General features: G+C 37.3%; 21 protein-coding genes. 10 read left to right on the forward strand and 11 right to left on the reverse strand.

What is annotated here, in order from left to right:
* Positions 1-376: 376 nt before the first annotated feature.
* From pckA to ESY88_RS09945, 3 genes are read right to left on the reverse strand one after another with little or no spacing between them, the layout of a single operon-like run.
* Positions 377-2,011, reverse strand: coding sequence for a phosphoenolpyruvate carboxykinase (ATP) (gene pckA / locus ESY88_RS09935; RefSeq protein WP_147087117.1), 1,635 nt, complete (start codon positions 2,009-2,011; stop codon positions 377-379).
* A 32-nt stretch (positions 2,012-2,043) separates the two neighbouring features.
* Positions 2,044-3,882 carry an SLC13 family permease gene (locus tag ESY88_RS09940; protein ID WP_147087118.1) on the reverse strand — a complete coding sequence of 613 codons (1,839 nt, stop codon included), beginning with the start codon at positions 3,880-3,882 and terminating at the stop codon, positions 2,044-2,046.
* 19 nt (positions 3,883-3,901) lie between these two features.
* A complete protein-coding gene (locus ESY88_RS09945) occupies positions 3,902-4,678 on the reverse strand; it encodes a universal stress protein (protein ID WP_147087119.1) in 777 nt (258 codons plus the stop codon).
* A gap of 134 nt (positions 4,679-4,812) precedes the next feature.
* Here ESY88_RS09945 and ESY88_RS09950 point away from each other — a divergent pair, with 134 nt between their 5' ends.
* The 4 genes from ESY88_RS09950 to ESY88_RS09965 all read left to right on the forward strand — a co-directional run bounded on the left by ESY88_RS09950 (position 4,813) and on the right by ESY88_RS09965 (position 10,121).
* Positions 4,813-5,769: an ROK family protein gene (locus ESY88_RS09950; RefSeq protein ID WP_147087120.1), complete on the forward strand. Its 957-nt coding sequence runs from the start codon at positions 4,813-4,815 to the stop codon at positions 5,767-5,769.
* A gap of 308 nt (positions 5,770-6,077) precedes the next feature.
* Complete coding sequence (locus tag ESY88_RS09955; protein WP_147087121.1) at positions 6,078-7,346, forward strand: hypothetical protein; 1,269 nt, start codon at positions 6,078-6,080, stop codon at positions 7,344-7,346.
* Positions 7,343-8,680 (forward strand): hypothetical protein, encoded by a 1,338-nt coding sequence (locus tag ESY88_RS09960; protein WP_147087122.1) that lies wholly within the window; start codon positions 7,343-7,345, stop codon positions 8,678-8,680. Before ESY88_RS09955 ends, ESY88_RS09960 begins: the two co-directional genes overlap by 4 nt.
* Positions 8,681-8,816: 136 nt before the next feature.
* The gene (locus tag ESY88_RS09965; RefSeq protein WP_147087123.1) at positions 8,817-10,121 is read left to right on the forward strand and encodes an ATP-dependent 6-phosphofructokinase; all 1,305 of its coding nucleotides are present in this window, start codon (positions 8,817-8,819) and stop codon (positions 10,119-10,121) included.
* Between the two features lie 436 nt (positions 10,122-10,557).
* On the opposite strand, the gene ESY88_RS09970 is transcribed toward ESY88_RS09965, so the two are convergent.
* From ESY88_RS09970 to ESY88_RS09980, 3 genes are all read right to left on the reverse strand, one after another.
* Positions 10,558-10,857 (reverse strand): hypothetical protein, encoded by a 300-nt coding sequence (locus ESY88_RS09970; RefSeq protein ID WP_147087124.1) that lies wholly within the window; start codon positions 10,855-10,857, stop codon positions 10,558-10,560.
* A gap of 431 nt (positions 10,858-11,288) precedes the next feature.
* Entirely contained in the window at positions 11,289-11,771 is a 483-nt protein-coding gene (locus tag ESY88_RS09975; protein ID WP_147087125.1) for a hypothetical protein, read from the reverse strand.
* Positions 11,772-11,776: 5 nt separating this feature from the next.
* The gene (locus ESY88_RS09980) at positions 11,777-12,034 is read right to left on the reverse strand and encodes a hypothetical protein (protein ID WP_147087126.1); all 258 of its coding nucleotides are present in this window, start codon (positions 12,032-12,034) and stop codon (positions 11,777-11,779) included.
* Positions 12,035-12,454: 420 nt separating this feature from the next.
* Between ESY88_RS09980 and ESY88_RS09985 the strand changes: the two genes are divergently transcribed.
* Complete coding sequence (locus tag ESY88_RS09985) at positions 12,455-12,955, forward strand: hypothetical protein (RefSeq protein WP_147087127.1); 501 nt, start codon at positions 12,455-12,457, stop codon at positions 12,953-12,955.
* 11 nt (positions 12,956-12,966) lie between these two features.
* Entirely contained in the window at positions 12,967-14,829 is a 1,863-nt protein-coding gene (locus tag ESY88_RS09990; RefSeq protein WP_147087128.1) for an adenylate/guanylate cyclase domain-containing protein, read from the forward strand.
* Between the two features lie 202 nt (positions 14,830-15,031).
* On the opposite strand, the gene ESY88_RS09995 is transcribed toward ESY88_RS09990, so the two are convergent.
* Together ESY88_RS09995 and ESY88_RS10000 are read right to left on the reverse strand one after the other, a co-directional pair.
* Positions 15,032-15,493: an SRPBCC family protein gene (locus ESY88_RS09995; RefSeq protein ID WP_189702576.1), complete on the reverse strand. Its 462-nt coding sequence runs from the start codon at positions 15,491-15,493 to the stop codon at positions 15,032-15,034.
* Between the two features lie 147 nt (positions 15,494-15,640).
* Complete coding sequence (locus ESY88_RS10000; protein WP_147087129.1) at positions 15,641-15,940, reverse strand: hypothetical protein; 300 nt, start codon at positions 15,938-15,940, stop codon at positions 15,641-15,643.
* Between the two features lie 601 nt (positions 15,941-16,541).
* On the opposite strand from ESY88_RS10000, the gene ESY88_RS10005 reads away from it, so the two are divergent.
* The 4 genes from ESY88_RS10005 (at position 16,542) to ESY88_RS10020 (ending at position 20,170) form a co-directional block, all read left to right on the forward strand.
* A complete protein-coding gene (locus tag ESY88_RS10005; protein WP_147087130.1) occupies positions 16,542-17,630 on the forward strand; it encodes a patatin-like phospholipase family protein in 1,089 nt (362 codons plus the stop codon).
* Positions 17,631-17,661: 31 nt separating this feature from the next.
* The gene (locus ESY88_RS10010; RefSeq protein WP_147087131.1) at positions 17,662-18,915 is read left to right on the forward strand and encodes a peptidoglycan-binding domain-containing protein; all 1,254 of its coding nucleotides are present in this window, start codon (positions 17,662-17,664) and stop codon (positions 18,913-18,915) included.
* A 66-nt stretch (positions 18,916-18,981) separates the two neighbouring features.
* A complete protein-coding gene (locus ESY88_RS10015; protein WP_147087132.1) occupies positions 18,982-19,401 on the forward strand; it encodes a DUF4231 domain-containing protein in 420 nt (139 codons plus the stop codon).
* 130 nt (positions 19,402-19,531) lie between these two features.
* On the forward strand, positions 19,532-20,170 hold the full coding sequence (locus ESY88_RS10020) for a glycoside hydrolase family 19 protein (protein WP_147087133.1): 639 nt from the start codon (positions 19,532-19,534) through the stop codon (positions 20,168-20,170).
* 335 nt (positions 20,171-20,505) lie between these two features.
* On the opposite strand, the gene ESY88_RS10025 is transcribed toward ESY88_RS10020, so the two are convergent.
* From ESY88_RS10025 to ESY88_RS10035, 3 genes are all read right to left on the reverse strand, one after another.
* A complete protein-coding gene (locus ESY88_RS10025; protein ID WP_147087134.1) occupies positions 20,506-21,504 on the reverse strand; it encodes a WD40 repeat domain-containing protein in 999 nt (332 codons plus the stop codon).
* 799 nt (positions 21,505-22,303) lie between these two features.
* Entirely contained in the window at positions 22,304-23,284 is a 981-nt protein-coding gene (locus tag ESY88_RS10030) for a YihY/virulence factor BrkB family protein (RefSeq protein WP_147087135.1), read from the reverse strand.
* Between the two features lie 529 nt (positions 23,285-23,813).
* Positions 23,814-24,494, reverse strand: coding sequence for a hypothetical protein (locus ESY88_RS10035; protein WP_147087136.1), 681 nt, complete (start codon positions 24,492-24,494; stop codon positions 23,814-23,816).
* Between the last annotated feature and the right edge of the window lie 302 nt (positions 24,495-24,796).

Raw genomic sequence — 24,796 nt, forward strand, 5'->3', positions numbered from 1 at the left:
AACCGATTTTCAATAGTTCGCTCGAATCATGCTAGCTCTAGGCGTCATCATTTCGTTTTATTGAGCACTGGCTATTTGCCAATGCCGTTTTGAGCCTATTCGGAAAAATTCATGATAAAGCGCTAGACGCTTTATGTCTTGAAGTTGGGCGGCCGCTTTGCCATGTTCTGCTGCTTCGAAATTTGAGATATGGAGCCCCTGTTTCGCAGAATCAATGTGGTAACCCAACGCAGATAGCCCTTCTGGAGTAAACCAATAACCTAAAGTTATTTCCAGAAGGGCTACCGTTGGATTGCCTGTTTTCAGAATTTATAGTGCTGGTTTCATTATAATATTGAAACCAACAATGCTATGATCTAATGGTAGAGCATTTAACCTACATGTGATGATCCATCACTTGGTGAGCGTCAATTAATGGGCCACCATTCATTATATCTTGGGAAGCTTGATTGACGAACTTATCAAAATTCAAGTGAAATGAATGCGCCAGTTGTATCGCTTTACTGATGTAGGCACCTTTCTGCAACCAAGTATTCATAGGGTCCAACATTTCAGTGGGTACATCTTTGCAGTATTTTGGCATATACAAGCCAAAAATAGGATGTTGTTCATAATCTACTTTTTCCAGCTCACCTTCCAAAATAGAAGAAATCATGGCTCTTGTGTATTTCAGTTTGATTCTAGAACCTACACCATAAGGACCTCCACTCCAGCCAGTATTGATTAGCCATACATTAACACCTGCATCAGTCATTTTTTTACTAAGCATTTCTGCATAAGCAGTTGGGTGAAGTGGCATAAAGGGTTCTCCGAAACATGCAGAGAATGAAGGAACTGGCTCATTGATACCTGCCTCTGTGCCGGCAACTTTAGCGGTGTAACCTGATATAAAGTGATATGCAGCCTGTCCCGGTGTCAATTTAGATACGGGAGGTAAAACACCAAAAGCATCACAGGTTAAAAAGAAAATATTTTTCGGGTTTTTCGCAAAAGAAGGCTCCACAATAGTGTCAATGTGATCTATAGGATAGCTCACGCGTGTATTTTGTGTTATAGAACTATCTGAATAGTCAACCTCTTTAGTGCCCTCTTTGAAAACGATATTTTCTAAAAGTGCCCCGGGCTTTATGGCCCTAAAAATGTCTGGTTCGTTTTCTTCAGTTAAATCAATAACCTTGGCATAGCAGCCACCTTCAAAATTAAAAATCGTATTGTCATCGGCCCAACCGTGTTCGTCATCGCCAATTAGTTTCCGTTCAGGATCGGCGGATAAGGTTGTTTTGCCAGTCCCAGAAAGTCCAAAGAAAATAGCTGTATCGCCTTCTTCCCCAACATTTGCCGAGCAGTGCATTGGCAAAACATTTTTTTCCGTTGGAAGGATGAGGTTTAAAGCTGAAAAAATGCCTTTCTTCATTTCCCCGGTGTAGGCAGAACCAGCAACCAAGGCAACCTTACGCGTAAAGTCGAGAATGGAGAAATTACCAGCTCTCAAACCGAAAGATTCAGGATCTTTTGCCTCGTAACCTGGAGCACAAAGCACCAACCATTCTTCATCGAAGTTTTCGATTTCGTCAGCCTTCAGACTTATAAACATATTTTTGACAAAATAGTTTGACCAAGGATACTCTGTGATTGTTCTTACATTCATTCGGTATTTTGGATCGGCACAGACGTATGCATCCCTAACATAGATTTCTTTACCAGATAAATAGCTGGTAACCTCATTGTAAAGGCGCTCGAAATTAGCTGGTTCTAACGGTTTGTTGATTCGTCCCCACCAAACCTTATCCTTGGTATAATCGTCTTTCACTAAAAAACGGTCTTTCGGTGATCTTCCTGTAAACTTCCCTGTGTTGACACAAAGGGTTCCATTATCTGTTTCAGTACCCTGTCCTTTTTCTACAGTGATTTTTTGCAATGTCTCTCCATCAAGGTTCCAATGTGCGGTGACATTTTCCAAGCCATATTTTTTGAGATCTGAATTTTTTGGTTTCTTCGATACAATTTTCATAAGTTCTATTTTTTAGTGTTTATATTTAATATTCAAAATGGCCAAAATACAGGTACCACGAGCATCGTGATCACGAAAAACAACAATAAAAGCGGCGCTCCAACTTTTACATAATCTATAAATTTATACCCGCCAGAACCCATCACCATGGCGTTGGTTGTTGTGCCCACTGGGGTTAAAAAGGCAGTAGATGCGCTTATAGCGACTACAATCATAAACGGTTCTGGTGATACGCCCAACGAAACGGCAGCCATAAATGCTATAGGCGCCATTAATACCGCGGTTGCAGAATTATTAATGGTCTGGCTAAAAATGGTAGTCGTTAGAAAAATACCTCCCAACAGCATAATGGGGTGAATACTACCCAAAGTACTTACAAGTCCGTTTGAGACGAGTTCGGCAGTGCCTGTTTTTTGCAAAGCTATTCCCATTGGGATCATCGCAGCAATCATAACAACGCTTGTCCAACTTATGCCTGTATATGCTTTCTTGATGGGCACGCAGCCAGATAACATCATAATCCCTGCGCATATTAAGGCTGCTATTGCCCCAGGTAATATTTCGAACACCAATAACACAATCATCAACAACAAGGTGCCTAAAGCGATATACGATTTTATGGTTATATCGTCAACATCTTTGGCCATAGCCTCCGGACTTCCAGAAATAACAAGATTTTCATAGACCTCATGTAAGGCTTCAATATTTTTCCAGGAGCCTCGTATTACAAAGGCATCACCTGCTTTTATTGTAATATTCTTATCGGCTAATGGCTTACCATCTCTCGAAGCACCCAAAAGCTGAATCCCCGATTTTTGCAGATATTTTCCTAATGGGAGGGTTCTTCCTACGAAAAAAGAGGTTGGGGTCACAATCATTTCTGCCATTCCTATTTCTTGGTTGATGAATTCCTTTTTGATTTCCGATGGCTTAAAGTCTCTAGGGATAAGGCCAAGTTGAAATTCAAGGATCATCTTATCAACATCAGTTGCACTTCCTTTAACCGTAATGATATCATGGTAGCGCATTTCGGTGTCTGGCTGTGGTAGTTCAACAAATTGTGGTGTAGCTTTGAGAATACTAGGATGCCTTCGGCGTAAGCGCATGACAGACACGTTATGTTTCTGTTCAAACTCCCAATCTCCAATCTTGGTGCCAATCAATTGAGACATGGATCGAATGCGTAAACGGTACATGTTATTACCTATGCTGTAATTCGATATCCATTTATGCACTTCACTGTCTATATTTACTGGTTGGTTTTGAGTTTTGTGATTGGGTAACAATCGGTACCCTATATATTTGAAATACAGAATTGCGATTATCAATAAAGGTAACCCTATAAGTCCGAATTCAAAAAAGGAGAAACTCTCCATCCCTTTCTCGGTAAGTGTGTTGCTAACAATAATGTTGGGTGGCGTTCCTGTCAATGTTAATAATCCTCCTGTATTTGAACCAAAAGCGACTGGCATTAAAAGTTTAGAAGGTACAGTGCCAGCTTTCCATGCTGCCGATACCGTCACTGGCAATAATGCAGCTACGGTTCCTGTATTACTAACAAACCCAGAAAGCACTCCAGAGCCTAAAGTTATTAAGACCAAAAGTTTTGGGACACTCTTCCCGGCCCAAGCGACAAATTTTTGGCCTGCAAGTGCTGTCCACCCGGTTCGAGAAAGCCCTTCACCAATAATAAACAGCGCCGCGATCATTAATACTGTAGGATTGCTGAAGCCACTTAAGGTTTCTGATAAGTCTAAAATTCCGCTCAAAAATAAAGCGATCATTGACATCAAGGCAACCACATCTGGCGGAAATTTACCCCAAATAAAAAGGGCAATAGTAATGAACAATATAACTAAGAGAACAACCATGATTTGAATATGTAGCGATTTAATCGATTGCCAATATTGGTATTGGGGAATGAAGTGTTAACAGTTCAGTAAGTTGTCCTTCCGAAGGTTGACCCTTCTTGGTGTGATTTCTTGGGAGAATCGTGATGACATCAATATCGCGTTGCGTTGCGTAGCTCAAAATACCGTCCACAACATCTGGATTTTCAATGAACACATGTTCCGAATAGAAATTTTCGAGAAAATATTGGATCTTATTCTCGTTGTTTTCATCAGTCTCTGAATAACCAAAGGTTTCTGGTCTGTTCTCAATGGTGATCACATGTACTTTTGCATTGAACTTCTGTGAGACATTCAGTAAAGTCCTTAAAACTTCAGTGTCATCAATTTCCTCCTTGCCTAATACCAATGCTATTTTTTTCAATCTAAACTCCCCCAAATTTGATGGGACAACTAAAACTGGGCAATCTGCTTCTAGCACTAATTTTGAAGTATTTGTAGGTTCTAAACTGGTACCGCCAGAAGTGCCCATTATGATGAGATCAATCTGTTCACTCTTTTGAATTTGAATGAGCGCTTCTGTTAGTTCTCCTCGCATAGAAACCCATTCTATCTTATTCTTTAGCACATCGTGATGCCTTTTTTCTACAGTTTCGAATCTGGCTTTGAGTTCATCCATATGCCGATCATTAGATATGTGGCCTAGCATTATTTTTAAGTTTTCGTCGTTGCCTACATATTTTACGGCATATTCTAGTGCGTCTTCTGAGATTTTCGAGAAATCGAATGGAATTAAAATGGTAGAGATTTTTTTCATGGTATTCTTATTTTAAATTGACTCATTACAAAAATAGACACAGCAATCGTATCAAAATATGACAGTGGTCATATTTTAAAAGAAAACAAAAATCTAATATTGGAGTTCGAAAAAATATGTAACAACTTTCAAAAATGAATCTAGCTGTAGGAATTGATATAGGAGGCACCAAAACCAAGATAGGATTGGTAGATGCATCAGGCAACTGTTTAGATTATCTGTTTTTTAGAACAAGGGACTATGATGATTTAGATGCTTTTCTCGATAAAATAAAGGGCAGTATTGACGAACTTATCATAAAACAAAAGAAGCCATTGCATCTCGTTGGATGCGGCGTAGGTGCACCAAATGCATCGAGTAGAACTGGCACCATTGAAAATGCCGCCAACTTAAAATGGAAAGGATCCGTTCCTATTTTAGAGAAACTCAAACAACGAATCGATTTGCCAATGCGCATTATGAACGACGCCAGTGCAGCCGCACTAGGTGAAATGTTGTTTGGGAATGCTCAAGGAATGACCGATTTTATTTCCATCACACTGGGCACAGGCCTGGGGTCTGGCATTGTTGCCAACGGACAACTCATTGAAGGATTTGATGGTTTTGCGGGTGAGTTAGGCCATATTGATATGACTCTTGGAGATGGGAGAATGACCGGGTTGAATGTCAAAGGCGGTCTTGAGGCCTACGTTTCTGCAACAGGGTTAAAGCGAACGATCTTATACATGATGAGTAAATATTTGGACGAAAGCAGGTTTCGTGGTATTGCATACAATGACCTCCACGGGGAGGATATCACTAAAGCTGCGGAAGAAGGTGACCCAATAGCCCTAAAGGCCTTTGATTATACCGCCAAGATTTTAGGATTGGCTTTGGCCAACTTTACAGCATTCACTCAGCCTCAAGCCTTCTTTTTGACTGGTGGACTCGTAAATAGCGGAAAATGGATCTTGGAACCTTTGGAGCGCTATTTTGAGGATTGCCTGTTGGATGTCTACAAAGGGAAAGTACAAATCTTGATGTCAGGCTTACCTGATAAAACCACTGCTATTTGCGGCGCCGCGGCTTTGATTTGGGAGAAGCAACGATGACTGATTCTTAAATAAACATCTATGGCCTAAATAGCCATAGGGTTTTAAAACTGACTAAAGTCTGTGCCGTTGGTGAAATTTTCAGTAAATGATTTTCGCCCGTTAGCTTCAGGAAACAAGTGAAGCTGTGGAAATTCGTGTCGCAATTTTTAGTAGCTAAAACGAGAAGCACGACTCTATTAAATGTTAACTTAATTTGAGACCAATAAAAAAATTCTTGTCGTCAGATGCTGTTTCAAAAAATATCTAATAAATTCATTTTCCTTTGGATGCTGTTAGTGCCGATTTCAATTTTAAACGGCCAAGAATTGGAATCCACTGATTGGGGACACAAACCCCTGCGTTTGAACCTGAATGACAATGGCACGCACTGGATTTCATTTCACACCTATGCCCAATTCTGGATGCGTGGAACGGAAAATAATCCCGGGAGTAGTCTCTCTGAAGAACCACAATCTAGCACTTTCGATATTTCCATTCGTCGATTTAGATTGGGAATTCAGGCACAATTGACAGAGCAATTATTTGTCTACTCCCAAGTGGGCATCAATAACCTCAATTATTTATCGCCTCGCGGTACGCCGACAGATCTTTTAGACGCCTACGCCGAATACGCGCTTTCCGAAGCACTAGAATTTGGTGCAGGAAAAACAGCATGGACAGGGCTTTCCCGCTATTCGGCTCCCAATACTTCCAAATTATTATCCCATGATATTGTGCTGTTGGCTTTACCAACTTCAGATGAAACCAATGATCTCATTAGAAAATTGAGTGTGTATGCCAAAGGGAAGCTGGGAGCACTGGATTATCGCATTGTATATTCTAAACCTTTTTCGCCCAGAAATAGCGCGAATTTCGATTCAGAATTGATTGAGAACAGCGCAAAATTTACAGACAAAAGCACTGGCAACATCTATTCGGGATATTTCAAATGGGCGTTTTTAGATTCTGAATCCAACAAAATCCCTTTTTCAGACGGCACCTATCTAGGTAAGAAAAAGATTCTCAATATAGGAATTGGTGCGGAATTTCAAAATATGGCCTTGGCATCCCTTCAAAATGGTGAGACTCAATTTCATGATATGTCGCTTTGGGCAGCCGACGTTTTTTTGGACCTTCCCATAAACCAAAAGAAAACGAGTGTTTTGACTTCCTATCTAGGCTATTTCAATTATGATTTTGGGCCAAATTACATTCGTAATACCGGTGTTAATAATCCAATAGTATCCGTAAACCCTGACCAAGCTTCATTTAACGGTGCTGGTAACGCCTATCCTGTGGTTGGAACTGGAAATTCAATATATGCTCAAATAGGCTACCTTTTTCCTTATCTGGGCGCGACTCAAAAATACGGGAGGCTCCAACCTTTTGTATCCTATCAATATTCTGATTTTGAAGTTTTAAACGATCCTATGACCACGTATGATTTTGGTATCAATTGGTATCTCAAAGGGCATCTTTCAAAATTCACGTTGAACCTGCAGTCACGCCCTATCTATGGAGAAACTTCGGAAGGCATCACCTTAGAAGATCGAAAATGGTCGGTCATTTTACAATATATCATACGATTGGAATGAAAGGATATACCCATACTTTCTTAGTCTTATCCTTCATCCTGGTCATTTTTCCAGCTATGAAAGGGTTTTCGCAAAATGAATTCGGTAATTCCAATCTGCGCCTCTACCTTGATGATAATAAGGAGCATTGGTTACAATTCAGTTCGTTTGTACAACTTTGGAGCCGCGTTACTGAAAACAATCCAGGCACTACAGTAAACGATGTACCTGAAGCTGTCACAAGTGATATTTCAATTCGGCGTTTTCGATTGGGTTTAGCCGCAAAACCAGCAGATAAGGTGTTTGTTTTTTTTCAGTTGGGTGTCAATAATCTCAATTATCTCTCGCCACGCGGCACATCCATTGACTTGCTAGATGCCTACGTGCAGTATGAACTATCGCCATATATCGCCCTTGGAGGCGGAAAATCCTTTTGGAACGGCTTATCACGCTTTACGTCTCCAAGCACATCAAAGTTGATGGGCTATGACCTCAACTTCGTGGCGAGCCCAACTCTTGATAGTACCGACGATTTAATTAGACGTTTGAGCATCTATGCCAAGGGTAAAATAGGCGCTATCGATTACAGATTTATAGTGGCCAAACCTTTGTCTGTTCAAAATAGTAGCGCTTTCAATGCCGAGCCCATTGAAGGCATTGCCAGTTTTAATGACAAGAGACCACATCCACAATTTTCTGGCTATGCAAAGTACGAGTTCTGGGAACCGGAAAGCAATCTGTCGGCTGCGAACGTAGGCACCTATTTAGCCACCAAAAAGGTTTTGAATCTAGGCATTGGATTTACGCATCAAACCGATGCCTTATGGTCTTTGAAACAAGGCAAAGAATCTTATCATAATATGTCACTGTTTGCGATGGATGCCTTTATGGATTTGCCAATAAACACAGACAAAAAAACAGCTTTGACGACCTATTTGAGTTATTTTAACTTTAATTTTGGGCCTAACTATATTCGATTATTGGGTGCAAACAACCCAGCAAACGGTGTCATTGCAGAGGAAAGTTCTTTTAATGGTCGTGGCAATGCATTCCCTATTTCAGGGACGGGTACCTCAACATTTGCACAGATTGGTTTTCTTTTTGAATCCATGGGTAAACAAAAGAATCAGGGGCAGTTACAACCTTATGTGGCCGCACAGTATTCTAATTTTGACCGATTTGAAAATGCCATGTTCTATTATGACCTTGGAATCAATTGGTATCTCAACGGACATGCATCAAAATTTACGCTCAATGCCGAAAACCGTCCTATTTTTCAGGATACTGACACCGTAATCCGTTTGGATGAACGTAAATGGATGTTTGTTTTGCAATACCAATTCAGGATAGACTAACTTAGGTTTAAAAAAGCGTATGACAAGAAATTGGTTCATAACTTATAATTGACCTAATTAATTTTAGTTAAGATTGAGATCATACTTGCAAAGCCTTCATCAATGCTTTAATTTGTACTTATAAAATAATAAATCTATGGATTTTACTGTATCTACTTTAGGAGAACCTTCCGTACAATCACCAATCAGTCTTAGTACCATTAAAGGTGATAAAATTTTCAACTTTGTAAGCGAAGCGGAAAAAATACTTTTAAGCGTGTCCTTGAAAGCATTCAATGAACATAACGGCGCACCTGCGAGTTTAGAAAAAGCTGGGCCTAGAGCGCATATTTTCTTTGATCCAACAAAATCAACCGCAGCCATTGTGACCTGTGGCGGTCTCTGCCCGGGTATTAATAATGTCATTCGCAGTCTAGTGATGGGGCTCCATTATTTTTATGGCGTCCAACGAATATTAGGAATCCCTTATGGTTATGAAGGTCTAATTCCAGAATATGGACATGGGTTCATAGATTTAGTGCCCGATAAGGTCAAAGACATTCACGAATTTGGGGGCACTATTTTGGGTTCGTCAAGAGGTGGCCAAAATGTTTCTGATATGGTTGACACTTTGGAGAACAATAACATAGACATCCTTTTTGCCATTGGAGGTGATGGCACGCTAAAAGGCGCCAACGCCATTGGAGAGGAAATCAAAAAAAGAGGATTAAAGATTTCAGTGGTGGGAATTCCGAAAACCATAGATAACGACATCGATATCATCGATAAATCCTTTGGTTTTGAGACCGCTTTTGATGTCGCAAGCCCGATTGTGAAAGATGCCCACAACGAAGCAACAGGTGCGTATAACGGGATTTCGATTGTCAAATTAATGGGCCGTGACAGTGGTTTTATTGCAGCTTCAGTAGCGATTTCCATTCCTGTAGTCAACTTTGTTTTGATACCAGAAATGAAATTCGATCTTCAAGGAGACGATGGATTTTTGAATGCATTGGAAGCCCGATTAGATCTGAAACACCATGCAGTCATCGTTGTTGCCGAAGGCGCAGGCCAAGATCTATTTGATAAGGATCAAAGTGAAGTCAAAGATGCATCAGGAAACATACAGCATAGCGATATCGGACTACTGCTGAAAGATAAGATTAAAGACCACTTTGATTCAAAAGACAAGCGGGTCGTTATAAAATATATTGATCCAAGTTATATCATCAGAAGCGCGCCAGCCAATGCCAGTGACAGTGTTTTCTGTAATAGGCTTGCTTACCAAGCCTTACATGGTGCAATGGCAGGAAAAACCTGTTTCGTAGTGGGAGTCGTCAATGGACAGTTTGTTTACCTACCGATCCCAGCTGTGACCCAAAAGCGAAAGAAAATAGATTTAGAAGGTGAGTTTTGGTTCGCAGCCCTGCAGAGTACAGGACAGCCATTTGTGATGGAATAACTGGTAAATTGTCTATTTGGTTAGATTCAATTTGATGTCTTTTTATCTTTTGATACGCTTCCTTCCTGGTTGCTTTGCGGTGTGTTGTTTTTGGTGTTTAGTAAGTATTTTCAAAATAAAAACAGCTACACCTGTAAATCTGATTACCTATGAAATGATAAATCCTCTCAGGCAATAGGTTCGAGAGGATTTTTTGCATGGATGGGGCGTCCAACCCAATCAAAATAAAAAGCACGAAGCATTGCAGAATTGCAAAGTCATTTCTACACCAGCTAGAATATGAAGCATTTCTTTTTAAATGGGGCAGAGCGTGTTTGTGTAAGATTAGTCCCGTGATTAAGCGACTAATTTAGCACATACAAATCGAATATAAAATCTGCTAGCATTTGCGCAGGCAGTTTTGCCATAGCGATTAATTATACATGGCTTAGTTTTTTTAATCGTCGAGATATGATGTTAGTGGTTTTAGGTATTTAGTAAATCCGATGTGTTTAATGTAATCGTAAATTTCTTTCCGAGTAGCTTTGCTAAATCCTTTTGCAGGATAAGAATATTCATCTGAGATTTCAATTATTTTCAATTCCGTCGCTGGGATTTTTTCAGATGCGATTAGGTAATTGCATTCCAAGCAAATACTTATAGTTCCAACTCTTTTCTCTTGCAGATAATACACAATAGCAAAGTGTGGGTCAAAACAAGGCATGGTAGAATTGCCATAGCTCTTTTCAGAAGTCAATATTGTTTCTAGTTTTCCAGTTTGCTTTTAAGTCAGCGTTATTTTCCTATTAATTTTTTCTCTTGCCTTGTCAAGACAATTTTCAATAATCAATCCATCTTCTCCTTGATATTCATAGGCGACAACCTTGTCATACTTCAAATTTTAAATGGATTTGATTGTCCAAAAGTCAAAAACGGAATTATAAATATATTGAGTGATATGTTTTTTTTTATTCGTTTCATCTTGTTCGTAACGATTCCGTTATGGTTAATAGGGGATTAACAAGCGATTACTTTTCGATTAGCACTTAGCCAAAACTTTTTATTTTGTTCTACCTTTTATCTTAAAGTCAAACCAAAAGATCTGGAGGTCATGGTTTAAAGCTCTAAATTTTAGGTTAATTGCTAAAAATCCGTATTAATTATAGCCATAGTTGGGCTTTCGTACTTTTACTTTTTAATGAATTCAAAGCATTTAAACTCATTCTCATCCTTTTGGTCGTATCGTGTCATGTTGCATAAGATTTGTTCTTTTGGATTATTGTTGTTTACACAAATCAAGCACAAAGAAGGCCTCTTTATCAATTCGGGTCTAATCTCATATCCCTCATCATCAAAGTACCCTTTTATTTGTGTTTTATCCATTTCCGCAATGTTCTTGCGCCCTTGTGTGTTTTCTCTTTTCTTCACTGCCAGATCAATTTCATAATCTTCATTAGGTTGACTTTCTCCCGTTATACAAGTAAAACAATTATTACCTAGAGATGCCGAGCCAACAACCCAAATATCGTTCCCACAAGAACATTTTACTCCATTTTGATAGGCATCTATTGCCGAGTCTAGTCTTTTTCGCAAATCCGTCTCATTTTCAGAGGGATTGTTTATTAAATGTTTTTCTACATACCTACTTATTGAAATCGCTATAAATTTCATCTTACTTATTTTTTTATTACAAATCCTGAACGTGCTTTTCCATCGTTCTTTATTCCTCTAATCTTACAATAGTTAATTAATTCATCAACATCCATCACAAAATCTGTAACTATAAACCCCTTTTCTGTTAATCCTTTTTTGGTCTTTTGATATGCTTTATGCCACTCTTTCCAAGAATCAAACATACTATCTCTATCATCTATTGATTCTAAAAATCGGTTCCAATCTTTTTTCATGTAATATGCCAATTTTACTTGTTTCATGTTTTTTTTTGGTTTTCCTGCCCGAAGGCCAACGGAATTGTGTTTGGTCAGTTGTATGGTTAATCAACTAAATTAAAAAAATAATGCGAACCAGAGGGAAATCCACAGGATTTTCCGAATACACACCTGCCAAGCAATTTATTATCTGATGTAAGTGAATGAAGATACATTGAGTATTTCTAATTTTAGAGTCAGAGAGATTCATTGCGTTGTCTCTAAAGACCTTAAATTTTCAAATGCAAGAGGGTGGCTTTATAAGCAAGATGATTAGAACAGAAAAACCAAAACAAGTGATTTTAGAGATTTGTTAAACGTTTCATCTTTTATTTTCTCTATAATTCTTATTTTTTAACTACCTTAGAACGAGATGACTATTGTTATAATTAGTCAATTTTTACGATAACTAATACTCTAACCCTCATGAAAATAATTAATAAGAATTTTTCTACGTTCTACCTCATTTTTTTCTTTTCTGTATTTAGTTTTTCACAGTCAACCATAACAATTAAACTTTTAGTGGATACTGAGAATTTTGATGAAAACGATTTATCAAAATCATGCAGTTTCGAAGCCACATGGTCTGATTCAAGTAAGGTTGTACGGTCAAATGGGGATCTGGAGGACTTTACAATTGAGGCTTCTGAAGATGATACCATTATATGGGAGGGGAGCTCCACCTCTTCGAATACTGCAATTATTGATATTAAAAAAATTGATCAAGAGAACGCTTCAAAAATATTCAAAAATAAAAAGATTTACGGCAAGAAACGTGGAAATTCCAAAAAGGAAACCGCGGAAGCTAGAGTGCTGTACAATACCAAAGGCAAACCAGATTATAAATATAAAATATTCTTCAAGATAAATCAAAGGGGTAAAACTCATAAAATAGACCCTAAAATTAAAGTGTTGAGCAAGCCATAATCTAAATTGAATTGGATAAAAGACGTCATCTTATCTGGTTAAGATTACTAATCGCTGTTATTTGCGTACACTCATTTAATGCGCAAGATAAATCTAAAATTGACAGTTTAGAAACCTCATATTTGACTCAAAATCTAAGCATTCCTGAGCAGATGGCCATACTAAGTGAGCTAGCCAATAAACATCCTAACCCTTCTCAAAGCTTGCTGTATAGCGATAAGTTATTAGTTTTAGCTCAGTCTCAAAATTCAACGAAAAATATTATCAATGCCCTTCAGCAAAAAGGGAACGCCTTAACCATAAAAGGAAATTTAAGCCAGGCGCTTGAAATTTTTATGGATGGAGTTCAACTGGCAAAAGAGGAAAAGGAAATTGAGATGTTGGGAGGCTTTTATATCTCAATTGCAGGTGTGTATTCTGTAATGGATAATAAGAGTCATACCATTCTTTATTACAAGAAGGCTATTGAAGTTCTTAAAGACTTAGACGACAAAAGTAACTATGCTGCTGCCATTGAGAATTTGGGCGATGAGTATAATTTAAATATGGCCAAACCTGATTTGGCACTTGTGTATTTCGAGGAATCTGGGAAGCTATGGGAGCAACTAGGCCGTAAGGCAGGCCTTGCCTATAATATCGGAAATAAAGGTTTAGCCTATGCACAGCTGAAAAGATCTGAGGAGGCTGAATCTAACATTACTGAAGCTATTAGAATGTTGGAGGAACTGGGCGATTATTATGGGATAAGTGTATACTTAACCTACATGTCTGATATATATATCGAAAAAGGCGATTACGAAGCAGCGATTTCTTACGCCAATAATAGCTTGGCATTGGCTAAGAAATATGGTTTAAAAGATCAGATAGCAGATGCCTACTTAAAACTCTCAGAGCTTAATGAATTTAAGGGTAGATTGCGACCTTCTTTAGATTACTATAAGAATTACATTACCTATAGAGATAGTGTTAAGAGCATCAGTGAAGCACAAGCCATAGCCGAAATCAAACGGGACAGAGATTTGGCACAAGCAGAATTTACACGTGAGCGAGATTTGGCCGTAAAGGATCAAGAATTGGCCTTATCGGAAGAAAAAGTGCACAACAAACAAAATGTTGCTATCGGAATCGGAGTAGCCTTATTTTTAATCGCTCTTTTAGCTTTAGGACTTTATAGAAGAACTATGTATATAAGTAAAACCAAAAAAATCATAGAGATTGAACGCAATCGATCAGACAAATTACTCCTTAATATCCTTCCAGAGCAAACTGCAATTGAATTAAAGAACTCAGGCACTGTTGAAGCTAAAAAACACGAATTGGTAAGCGTGCTTTTCTCAGATTTTAAGGGCTTTACTCATTTTGCTGAAGACATGACACCAGAAATGCTGGTGAAGAGTATCAGTTACTATTTTTCAGAATTTGATAATATCATTGAAAAAAACGGATTAGAAAAAATAAAAACCATAGGTGATGCCTATATGTGTGCAGGGGGATTATCTTTTCCAGACAAAGAACATGCCAAGAAGTTAACCCTTGCTGCACAAGAAATGATAGATTTTGTGACCACAGCAAAAAATGATGTTTCCAGGGACTACGCTAATTTTGAAATTCGTATCGGAATTAATTCAGGGCCTGTTGTGGCTGGAGTTGTAGGTAGTAAAAAGTTTGCTTACGATATTTGGGGTGATACGGTAAATGTAGCTTCAAGAATGGAATCCATGTCTGAAGTAGGTCGCATTAATATCAGTGAAATGACTTATAATTTGATAAAATCAGATTTTGAATGTGAATACCGCGGTGAATTTGAGATAAAAAACCATGGTAAATTAAATTTATATTTTGTGAATTCTGTTCTCACTCAGGTTTTTGATTAGTGCTATTCAATGTCCATGCAGTGCGAAAGGACGACTAAGAATTAGCAAAATAGGCAATCAAAAACTCTGGAAAAATGCGTTGAGTCTCAGTCACTAATTTAGCAAATACAAATAAAACTAGGTAATCCCATAGGATTTTCGGAAAAACTAGTAATTCTTTATTCGCGACTTGTTGTTATACGTACTTTTATTCCCTTAATAGTTATGGCCACTTATCGGTTTCCGCAAACTCTTTCACGATGCGATTCCGTTTGGTTAGAAATTCTGTCATGTATTTTTCAAGGAACAGTTTGTCTGCTAATTTGCCTAAAATTCCGAATGGTGATTTGTAATCAAAAATATCAGTCATTAAAGTGCCGCCATTTAATTCCGCAAAATGATGTTCGTGTTTAAATGCTTTGAATATTCCACTTTGCATTTCGTCTGTAAAATAATTCGGTCGGTCAAATTCGGTTATTTTGGAAGTTAGATTCTGGTAGATTCCGAAATGTTTTGCTCTCCAAGTTACACTTTCATGCATTTCTATCAATCCGCTAGTTTTGCCAGCAACTGCTTTTTCGTTAGTTTGTTCAGTTGAAATTTTATGTAAATCGATACTTCGTGCAAAGTCAAAAACAATTGCTATGTCAGCCTTTATTTCAGTTCGAAGTTCAATTTTCGGCATTTTGGTGTTATGTATGGCAACGTGTTAGAGTATGAATAGTTCCGTCTTTAGGCTACTAATTTAGTAAATAAAAATAAACTAGGGAATCCGCGAGGATTTTCGCAGGCAGTTTTGCCATAGCGATTAATTATACATGGCTTAGTTTTTTTAATCGTCGAGATATGATGTTAGTGGTTTTAGGTATTTAGTAAATCCGATGTGTTTAATGTAATCGTAAATTTCTTTCCGAGTAGCTTTGCTAAATCCTTTTGCAGGATAAGAATATTCATCTGGGATTTCAATTATTTTCAATTCCGTCGCTGTGATTTTTTCAGATGCGATTAGGTAATTGCATTCCAAGCAAATACTTATAGTTCCAACTCTTTTCTCTTGCAGATAATACACAATAGCAAAATGTGGGTCAAAACAAGACATGTTAGAATTGCCATAGCTCTTTTCAGAAGTCAATATTGTTTTTAGTTTTCCAGTTTGCTTTTAAGTCAGCGTTATTTTCCTATTAATTTTTTCTCTTGCCTTGTCAAGACAATTTTCAATAACCAATCCACCTTCTCCTTGATATTCATAGGCGACAACCTTGTCATACTTCAAATTTTAAATGGATTTGATTGTCTAAAAGTCAAAAACGGAATTATAAATCATTATTGTCCGACAAAGACTTAAGACTCTGCCTGCCAGCAGCCGGCAGGCAGGCGCTGCGCTGCAAGATATAAGACCTGCCTGTCCGGCAGGCATAAGATTTGATTCGTAAACATTTGAGAATTAAGCCCATCTGATTTTCGTTTTTAATTTCAAAACTAAAAATGTCTTTTAGAGCTTAAGCAAGCTATTATATCTAAAACTTGCTAAAAGCTTGCTGCTGTTAACAAAATCACTGTTTATAAAAGTTAAATCGGACAACAATGCCAACAATCATAAAAATTTGGACTTTTATTATGAAATGATACTTATTCGGAAGTATAAATTGTCGGCTTAATGAATAATGATTAACTTTATGGGCATAACGGTTTGTTAGACAGTCTACTCCGTTAATTGAAATCTAACCACAATAATGGAAATTAACCAACCAAAACGTATTCTCGCCCTTGACGGTGGAGGAATAAGAGGCGCATTAACCTTAGGGTTTTTAGAGCGTCTTGAAAGCATTATCCGTGAAAAGGAAAACAATAAAGACCTTTTGCTATGCGACTATTTTGATCTCATAGGGGGCACTAGTACAGGTGCTATAATCGCGGCAGGTTTATCCATAGGGAAGACTGCAGGAGAAATAAAGGACCTTTATTTGAGTATTGGTGAGAAAATCTTTGGACAAAAAAATTCCTTTTGGCGCAATCCCAGAAAGTGGTATAAGGCTTCATATAGTTATGCACCCCTAGAAGAGGCTTTAGAAGATTTTTTTGGAGATATTACTATGGGGAGTGATCGCATAAAAACAGGTTTATGTGTTGTCACAAAACGCGCAGACACCTTTAGCACATGGCCCATTTTAAGCAACCCCAATGGCAAATACTTTAAATACAATAAAAACATGATGCTGCATAAAGTAGTACGTGCCAGTGCCGCTGCGCCAACGTATTTTAATCCCAAACAGATTGATGTGGGTGGCGGTCAAATTGCCACTTTTATTGATGGTGGTTTAAGCTTGGCAAACAATCCAGCATTTCAGTTGTTTCTCATAGCAACCCTTAAGGGATTCCCGTATCGATGGCCGCTTGGTGAAGATAAAATAACCTTGGTTTCGGTGGGAACGGGATCCTCTAAAAAGTATATCGATGCGAATAAGGTCGCTAAATTTGGAATGCTTGATTGGGCCAAAGAGATTCCAAATATGTTTATGGAAGATGCAAACTACCTTAATCAAACGGTCTTACAATACCTGTCAAACTCGCCAACAGCAGTGCATATAGACGGTGAGGTAGGCGATCTTAGAGATGATATTCTTACCGATAAACCGGCACTGCATTATTTGCGCTATAATGTAATGCTTGAAGAAAACGAACTCAATGGCCTAGGCATGAATTTTAGTTTAGATGAGATTAAATCGCTACAAAAAATGGATGCCGCAGAAAACAAGAATAAATTATATGAAATAGGTGCCAAAGCGGCTGTTAAATATATGAAGGCAGAGCATATAAAATAGATTCACTTAATCAATTAAAAAAAATCACACTATGAGCACATTAAAATTAGGCCTTCATGATACTGGGAAGGCACCAAGCAACCCAAAGGAATTTCTAAACATATTACATGCAGGAGATATTAAAGACGTGTCATCCTTTAAAGATGAGGATAGAAGTACAACTTTAAAATTTCAAGCAGTTAGTGGATCTGAGATAACCGAATTACAGACATTTCTTTACAATGCAGGATTTATGCCCAGAGGCCAATATGAAAGCGTAATTAACGGAATATTCGATTATTCAACTCAGGCATCTTTACGTTTATTTCAAGAATATGTTCGTACACTAGATCCTGAGGGTGATAAAAACATGAAGCCAGATGGCATAAAAGGATCTGGTACTCAAAAACATATTGATCGGTGGAAATTACAAAATATAAAAGCAGACTGGGTGAATACCTCTGCAGATCAACCTTCTGAGGAATATTCTAAATGGATTGGTGTTTTAATTGCTGCTAAAAATCATTATTTAAATAATATGAATGATATTTTGATAGAGGTTGAGGAATTTAGAAAAGATACAGATACGCGCAAAGTCAGTAATTGGGACTACAGTACTGACGAAATTCATTTAGTTGGAATTCGTAGAAATCAGGAAAAAGATGATAAAATACGGCGCAATGATGATCTGTTTATTTTGCTTATAAATGGGATGGTCTTTAAGTTTTGGGGGTCAACTGATCCAAGTCAGGCTATGGCCTATAATGATAAGAAAAAAAGGGGGCGCTTTGATGAGCCTTTTCTTGTTGAAGGTCAGCATAAATATCGTTTTGGATGGCATAAAAGTACATATCGCGCCTTAAAACCATACAAGTATGGGGTTTTGGTTTTTCGCGATCGTGATAACGATAATGCGTTAACAGAATCTGATATTCAAAAAGGTTTAGATCCTACACCCAACGGTACTATTAATATCCATTGGTCTGGGGTAGGATCCTATAATTTTTCAGCGGGCTGTCAAGTAATTGCTGGTGAAAGCTATATTAATCATCATAATTTGAATATAGACTGTTCTAGTTTTGCTGGTAGAAATAAAAGTAGATTAACCAATGAATTTAAAGAGACAAAAGGTGCTTATAATGTTTTAGCAGATCTTGTAGTGTGCTTTTCTAAGCCATCTAAATTAGGAGAAAAAAATCATCTATATTATACGTTAGGAAGAGAGAAATCATTTGGTTTAGAAGAAAAATTTGGAAAAGATTATGTGATTAAGACTTTGAGAAAGATGAAATCTGACATTACTTAATTTTTTAAAAATAATTAAGAAGACCTCAAATTTTTTAATTAACTAAAGCTTTTAAACAGAAATTTCATGAACCAAGAAGAATATATAGAACAAAGATTGGATAACCAAATTAAATGGTACAGCGCGAAAAGTGCTACTAACCAAAAAAAGCATAAATATTGGCAGGTCATAAAAATCATTAGTGCCTTGCTTATAACAACATTATCGATTGTAGTAGATAAATTCAGAGAGATAACTATCGTCATAGGTGTTTTGGGAGCCTTTGTTGTATTTGTTGAAAGTTTTGTAAAAATATTTGATTACGAAAAATTATGGCTTCAATACAGAACAACTTCAGAAAGACTCAAAAGAGAAAAGTTGCTATTTCAAACAAAATCCAAACCATATCACGGGGAAGATTCATTTGCACTATTGGTTCAACAATGTGAGGCTATTATGCAAAATGAAGTGCAAGGATGGGTAGAATTGGTTGGAGAGAAAGAGTAAGAACGCTTCATCATTCATAAAACGCATAGAAATTCTGTTCTCAGTGGAACAAACAGAAAGCTCCTTTTAAAACATTTGATAGAATTGAGATTAGCAATACCACTAAGCAACAACCTTAAAAACGAAATCTATGGTATCCACCACGCAAATGAAAACGATTATCCCAAAGTTGAACTGGGAAAAAGCAGAGCCCTACATCCCTTATATGACAAGTGTTTTACCAAATTTTGGTATCGACACCCCTTTGCGCAAGGCACACTTTCTCGCGCAATTAGCGCACGAAAGCGGCGGACTAAAATATGCTACGGAAAATTTAAACTATTCGGCACAAGCACTTAGAAGTGTGTTTGGCAAATATTTTAAAACCATTGAAATCGCAGAAGCATATGCACGTAAACCGGAAAAAATTGCTAATCGAGTATATGCCGATAGAATGAATAACGGCAATGAAGCAAGTGGAGATGGTTGGAAGTATAGAGGTCGTGGTTTAATACAACTTACGGGAAAAGACAACTACCAAAACTTCGCGAAAGACCATGGTGTAGATTGCGTAAATAACCCAGATTTAATACTAGATCCTGAAATAGCACTCAACGCTGCCTGCTGGTATTGGACAAAACGCAACATCAATAGATATGCAGATGCAGATGATATACATATGGTTACGAAAAAAGTTAACGGTGGTAACAACGGTATTTTAGACCGTCAACATTGGCTCGCTTCATTTAAGAATCTCTATAAAGTTTTGGAAACTAACACAAATAGGTAATATACTAGTTAGTTAAAAGCCGTTCTTCTGAGGTTTGTTTTCAATAGAAATCAAGCAAGCTACTAAGGTCTGTGCCTTTGGAATTGTAAAATAGTCTACATCGTCTCATCGTTATAATAGAGTTTTTTGTTACAAGCATTTGCCACATTTTCACACGAGATTTTTCTGAAAAAACTCTAAAAATTTGAAGTTAGCCCAAGAAACTAATCTCGGTTTTTCTTGATGTGCGGAATGTGCTTCAAGGTTTGGGCTTTGGATCGTAGCGTGCAAATACAACTTAATTTCCAGTATTCAAATACCTATATATGAGTAATATAGGTTGTAAGTAGTTTTTTTTAATATTTCAATTCAATACTTGTGTCTAAGTTTATCTCCCATATCATTATTTTTCCTTTATCGTCAGAGGTTACGATTTTTTCGTCAGAATTATTCCAGTCAATGCCCCAAAGTAGATTTTCCGAATCATATTTTCTTATTAGGTCTCCTTTTTTATTCCAAAGCCCTAAAAATTCGCTGGCAGTTGCAAGTAACTCTCCATCATTAGACCATGCCATATTTCTAAATTCTGCCTTGCTGTTCTCTATGTTTCTTAAATTTTTTCCTTTAGATGTCCAGAATTGCAGTAAGGGTGGATAATCTTTCTCAAAATCTCCATAATCTCCTGTTACGAAAAACTCTCCTGAAGGATGCCAGGCAACGCATAGCATTAACACTTCCTCTTTTCTTGGTTTCACATCAAATAGTGTATCATTTTCAAAATTATAAACTGATATTTTTTCGCCTACTGCTGCGATTATGTTGTTCTTAGGATGCCAATGAAGTGCAATTAATGCTTTTTGTTTTGTATTTATGCGTTTAAGTAGTTCTCCGTCTTCATTATAGATGTTAAGAAAGCCACTATAATCTCCAACAGCAAGTAATTCGCCATTTTTATTCCACCCAATGGCTCTAGCTCCATTCTCATCAATACGATCGAGTAATATTCTTTTTTTTGTTTCTAAATTGAGTATTAAAGATTTGTTTTTACCATCTTGAATTGATATGGCAAGTTTATTTTTGGAAGGATGCCATTCAGTTTTTGTTATTGTGCCTTGAATAGGTACATTTTCAACTATTGAGTTAGTCGCAGATGAAAATAATCTTAAAGTGTCTTGTGTGCCTCCAAACGCAATTTGTTCTCCATTCGAACTCCAGTTAGCACTCCAAAGCCACCAATTTTCTCGTTCAATTTTAGCAGTGCTTTCTTTCTTTTTGCATCCGCAAATTGTAGAAAGAATTAAGATAAATAACATTAACTTTATTTTAATCATTGGGTTTTTTAGATTACTTGCCATGCTGATGTGTATGGCTTGTTGCGTATTTATGCACCTAATTTAGCAAACAAATCACAGATATAAAATCTGCGGGTTTATTTAATGAAATAAGGGCGCTTCAAAACCTGATAAACTCCGATTTAAGCCATTCAGAATTTAGCTTAACCGACAAACTAAAAAACAAAAGAGCCCTTAAAAAGGGCTTAAAGACGCGGTTTGCCATAATGAAGCACAACGTTGATATGTATGAGCCGTTTCGTGTCTCACACACGACCCATTAAAAGTACAAAAATCCGATTAAGATCGCCATCTATTTTCCAGATAAGCACGAACCCAGCGATGGCTTATATAAGGTGTTATGGCGCGTTATTTTTAGTTCGCTACATTTAAAATTAAATATGTTCAGTGTTATTCTTTTCAATTATTAGTCCTGAACTATTCTGAAGTCGTTCGAAACATTGTCTGTCTGCACCAGCTAATTCATTTACAATTTTCTTTAAACCAGAATAACATTGATTTAATACTATTATTTAATTACCAGTGAGTTGCCCACGAGATGAATATATTTGTTAATTAGTCCAGGTGCGTCACTATCAATTAAAACTAGGTCAATACCCATTATTTCGTCAACCCGTCTGTTTGGAAAAGAAGCATTTAAATATTTATTGTATAGTTTTCTTATATCATCCATTGCTTAATGCGCCACAACGTTTGTATCACTGTAATAATTTTTTTTATAATTATAGATTAGGGTTCTTTAGCTTAAAAGTTGTTGTAAGCAGCAGGTTCGGACTGGTCTAGCAGCTTATATTTTTTATATCTACCTACTTTCATTATTTCCTTTATCTTTTCCGGCAACATGATCGGCATGATAGCCGCCACGCTGTCCCATGGGTTTGTCTTCACCAATTGTGGTATCCCGGCTCGTTTGGTGTTCCATTTCAGAATTGATTTCCGCACCGAGTAGGATAATAAATCCCGTAAGAAAGAACCACAGCATAAGGATAATTACTGCCGCAAAACTGCCATAGGTTTCATCAAAGCTGCCAAAGTTATTTACATAAAGGCTAAAAAGCAGCGATCCTGCAAGCCATAATACTGTAGCTATAATAGCTCCCCAGCTGGTCCATTTAAATTCCGGACTTTTACGGCAGGGTGCAACTTTATAAACCGCAGCCAACGCAAAAATGACTATCAGTGCCAGTATGGGCCATCGCAACAATTGGATAATTGTTTCTAATGTTGAGGGTAAACCGATCTTATCGATAATTGCGGGAAAAGCCACAACCATTGCAATAGCAATAAGACCGATAATTATGCCGCCTATAGTAAACAGAAGGGTAAGGGCAGTTAATTTAAAAAAACCACGTTCATCTATTTCATCATATGTAATATTTACTCCTTGAAAAACTGCCTTTGTACCTTTATTGGCACTCCAGAGACTGATCAGTATACTCAAAACTAAACTCCAGCCTAGGGATGATTCTGACTTTTCAGATTGCTTTTCTAAAATATTGCTAATCATTTGGTGTGCCTGCTCAGGAAGTACATTTGCAAGCTGTCCAATCTGCTGCTCTACCTCCGCCGGCTCCATTATCAGTCCATATATGGATAAAGCAGCTGCAAGAGCGGGAAAAATTGCAAGGAAAAAATAAAATGCAATTCCTGCTGAAACGATGGATACATGGTCCCTTGTCAGCCGGTCTTTTACTCTTAAGGCAATATCTTTCCAGCCTTTCTTTGGTATTTGTGACGGTTTTTCGGCCTTGTGACCTCTGTCGCCTGTTGAAGTAGTGCCCATAATAATATTATTTGCTAAGATTAAAAGATAATGCTTTAAAGATATATAAAATTAAATCTACTTCAGCCAGACATACTTGAAAAACGGGATATCATATTAAATGTTTGATGATTGTCTACCTGTGATGCTCCGCAGCATTTACGGCGGCATCTATAATGCCTTAATCTTTCTCCCCATTTATCAAACTCCAGGTTCTCTAGCTTTCGAACAGAATCCACAGCATATTTTTCAATGACCTTGCCTTCTTTCCATAAAAGGTGGCCCGGCTTGAAATTTGCTATAAGCTTTCGGTCATAAAAGACGCCGCTGCCTAGTCCTGTGCCTATTGTCACTATAATTACGAGTCCTGATTTGTGACGTCATGCGCCATAGAGTGATGTGTATGGTTAGTTGCGCCTACCTGTCGGCAGACAGGTGGTTAAGCAACTAAATTAGTAAACAAATTCGGACTAGAGAATATTCCGAAGAATTTTCCAGATTGGCACAGACCCAGCAATGGCTTATAAACGGCTTGGCAGTTCGTTTTTTTTTATTCTACAGGATATTTTGATATTCCAGCTTCACTATGTTCAAAAAGTCCAGATTCGTAGAAAAAATTTGCCATCGCTAATCCATCTCCATTTGATTCTTTAGTAGCTCTTAATTCAAACCATTTTTCCATAAACTGATTCTGTTCTACCATTTCCGTATTTGTTTCAATAATCATTTGGTTTAAATCTGTCAAATCGTTTTCATCAAAAACTTTTACGAAAAAACTACTTCCGTAACTATTTATGCATAAATCTCCCATTGGTTCCCAAATCAAATTATTGCAGTCATCAGTATTCATTGCGAAATGAACGTAGGAAATAATTGTGTTTTGGTTTAAGTCTGAAATTATTTGAGTTATTTCCTCGCAATCTTTGGATGTATTCAACTTTAATGGTATTTCCTTAAATTTATATTGTCCACTAGTTTGAATTGTATAATTGTAGTTTTGGTCAATAACATCTATCGTTGTAATAAAATTTTGAATTTCACTTTCATTATACGTAGTATCAACTGCTATTAAAATATATTCATTTGACATTACGCCCAAAAGGTCTTGAGTTCCGTTATAATATTTGAAATTTATAAAATTACAACTGCTTTGAACTGGTTCAGTTTCATTATCACTAGAACAACCGATTAATGTAATTCCAATTATTAATGTTAAAATATAATTTTTCATAAGACTGTTTTTTAGTAGTTGGTCTTTTATACGTTTGGTTGCGTAAAATGACTGCCAACGTTTGGTATATGGTTTGTTGCTAAGCACTAAGATAACAAAAAGCGACTGCGGTAGAAAATTCGCTAGAATTTCCGTGGTAATCATTACACACGCTCTAGCATTAAATCATATACTTTGTGTGTGCCCAGCATGGGCATCTTTATAACTACAGAAAAGTAGTTAATTAATCTAGAGGGTGCAAGTCCCTTATGGGCAGGGGTAACGCCTTGAACCATTAGTAAGCTGCAAGGTTGCTAGTTGTG

It is taken from the genome of Subsaximicrobium wynnwilliamsii (assembly GCF_007997225.1).
Lineage (GTDB): Bacteria > Bacteroidota > Bacteroidia > Flavobacteriales > Flavobacteriaceae > Psychroserpens > Psychroserpens wynnwilliamsii.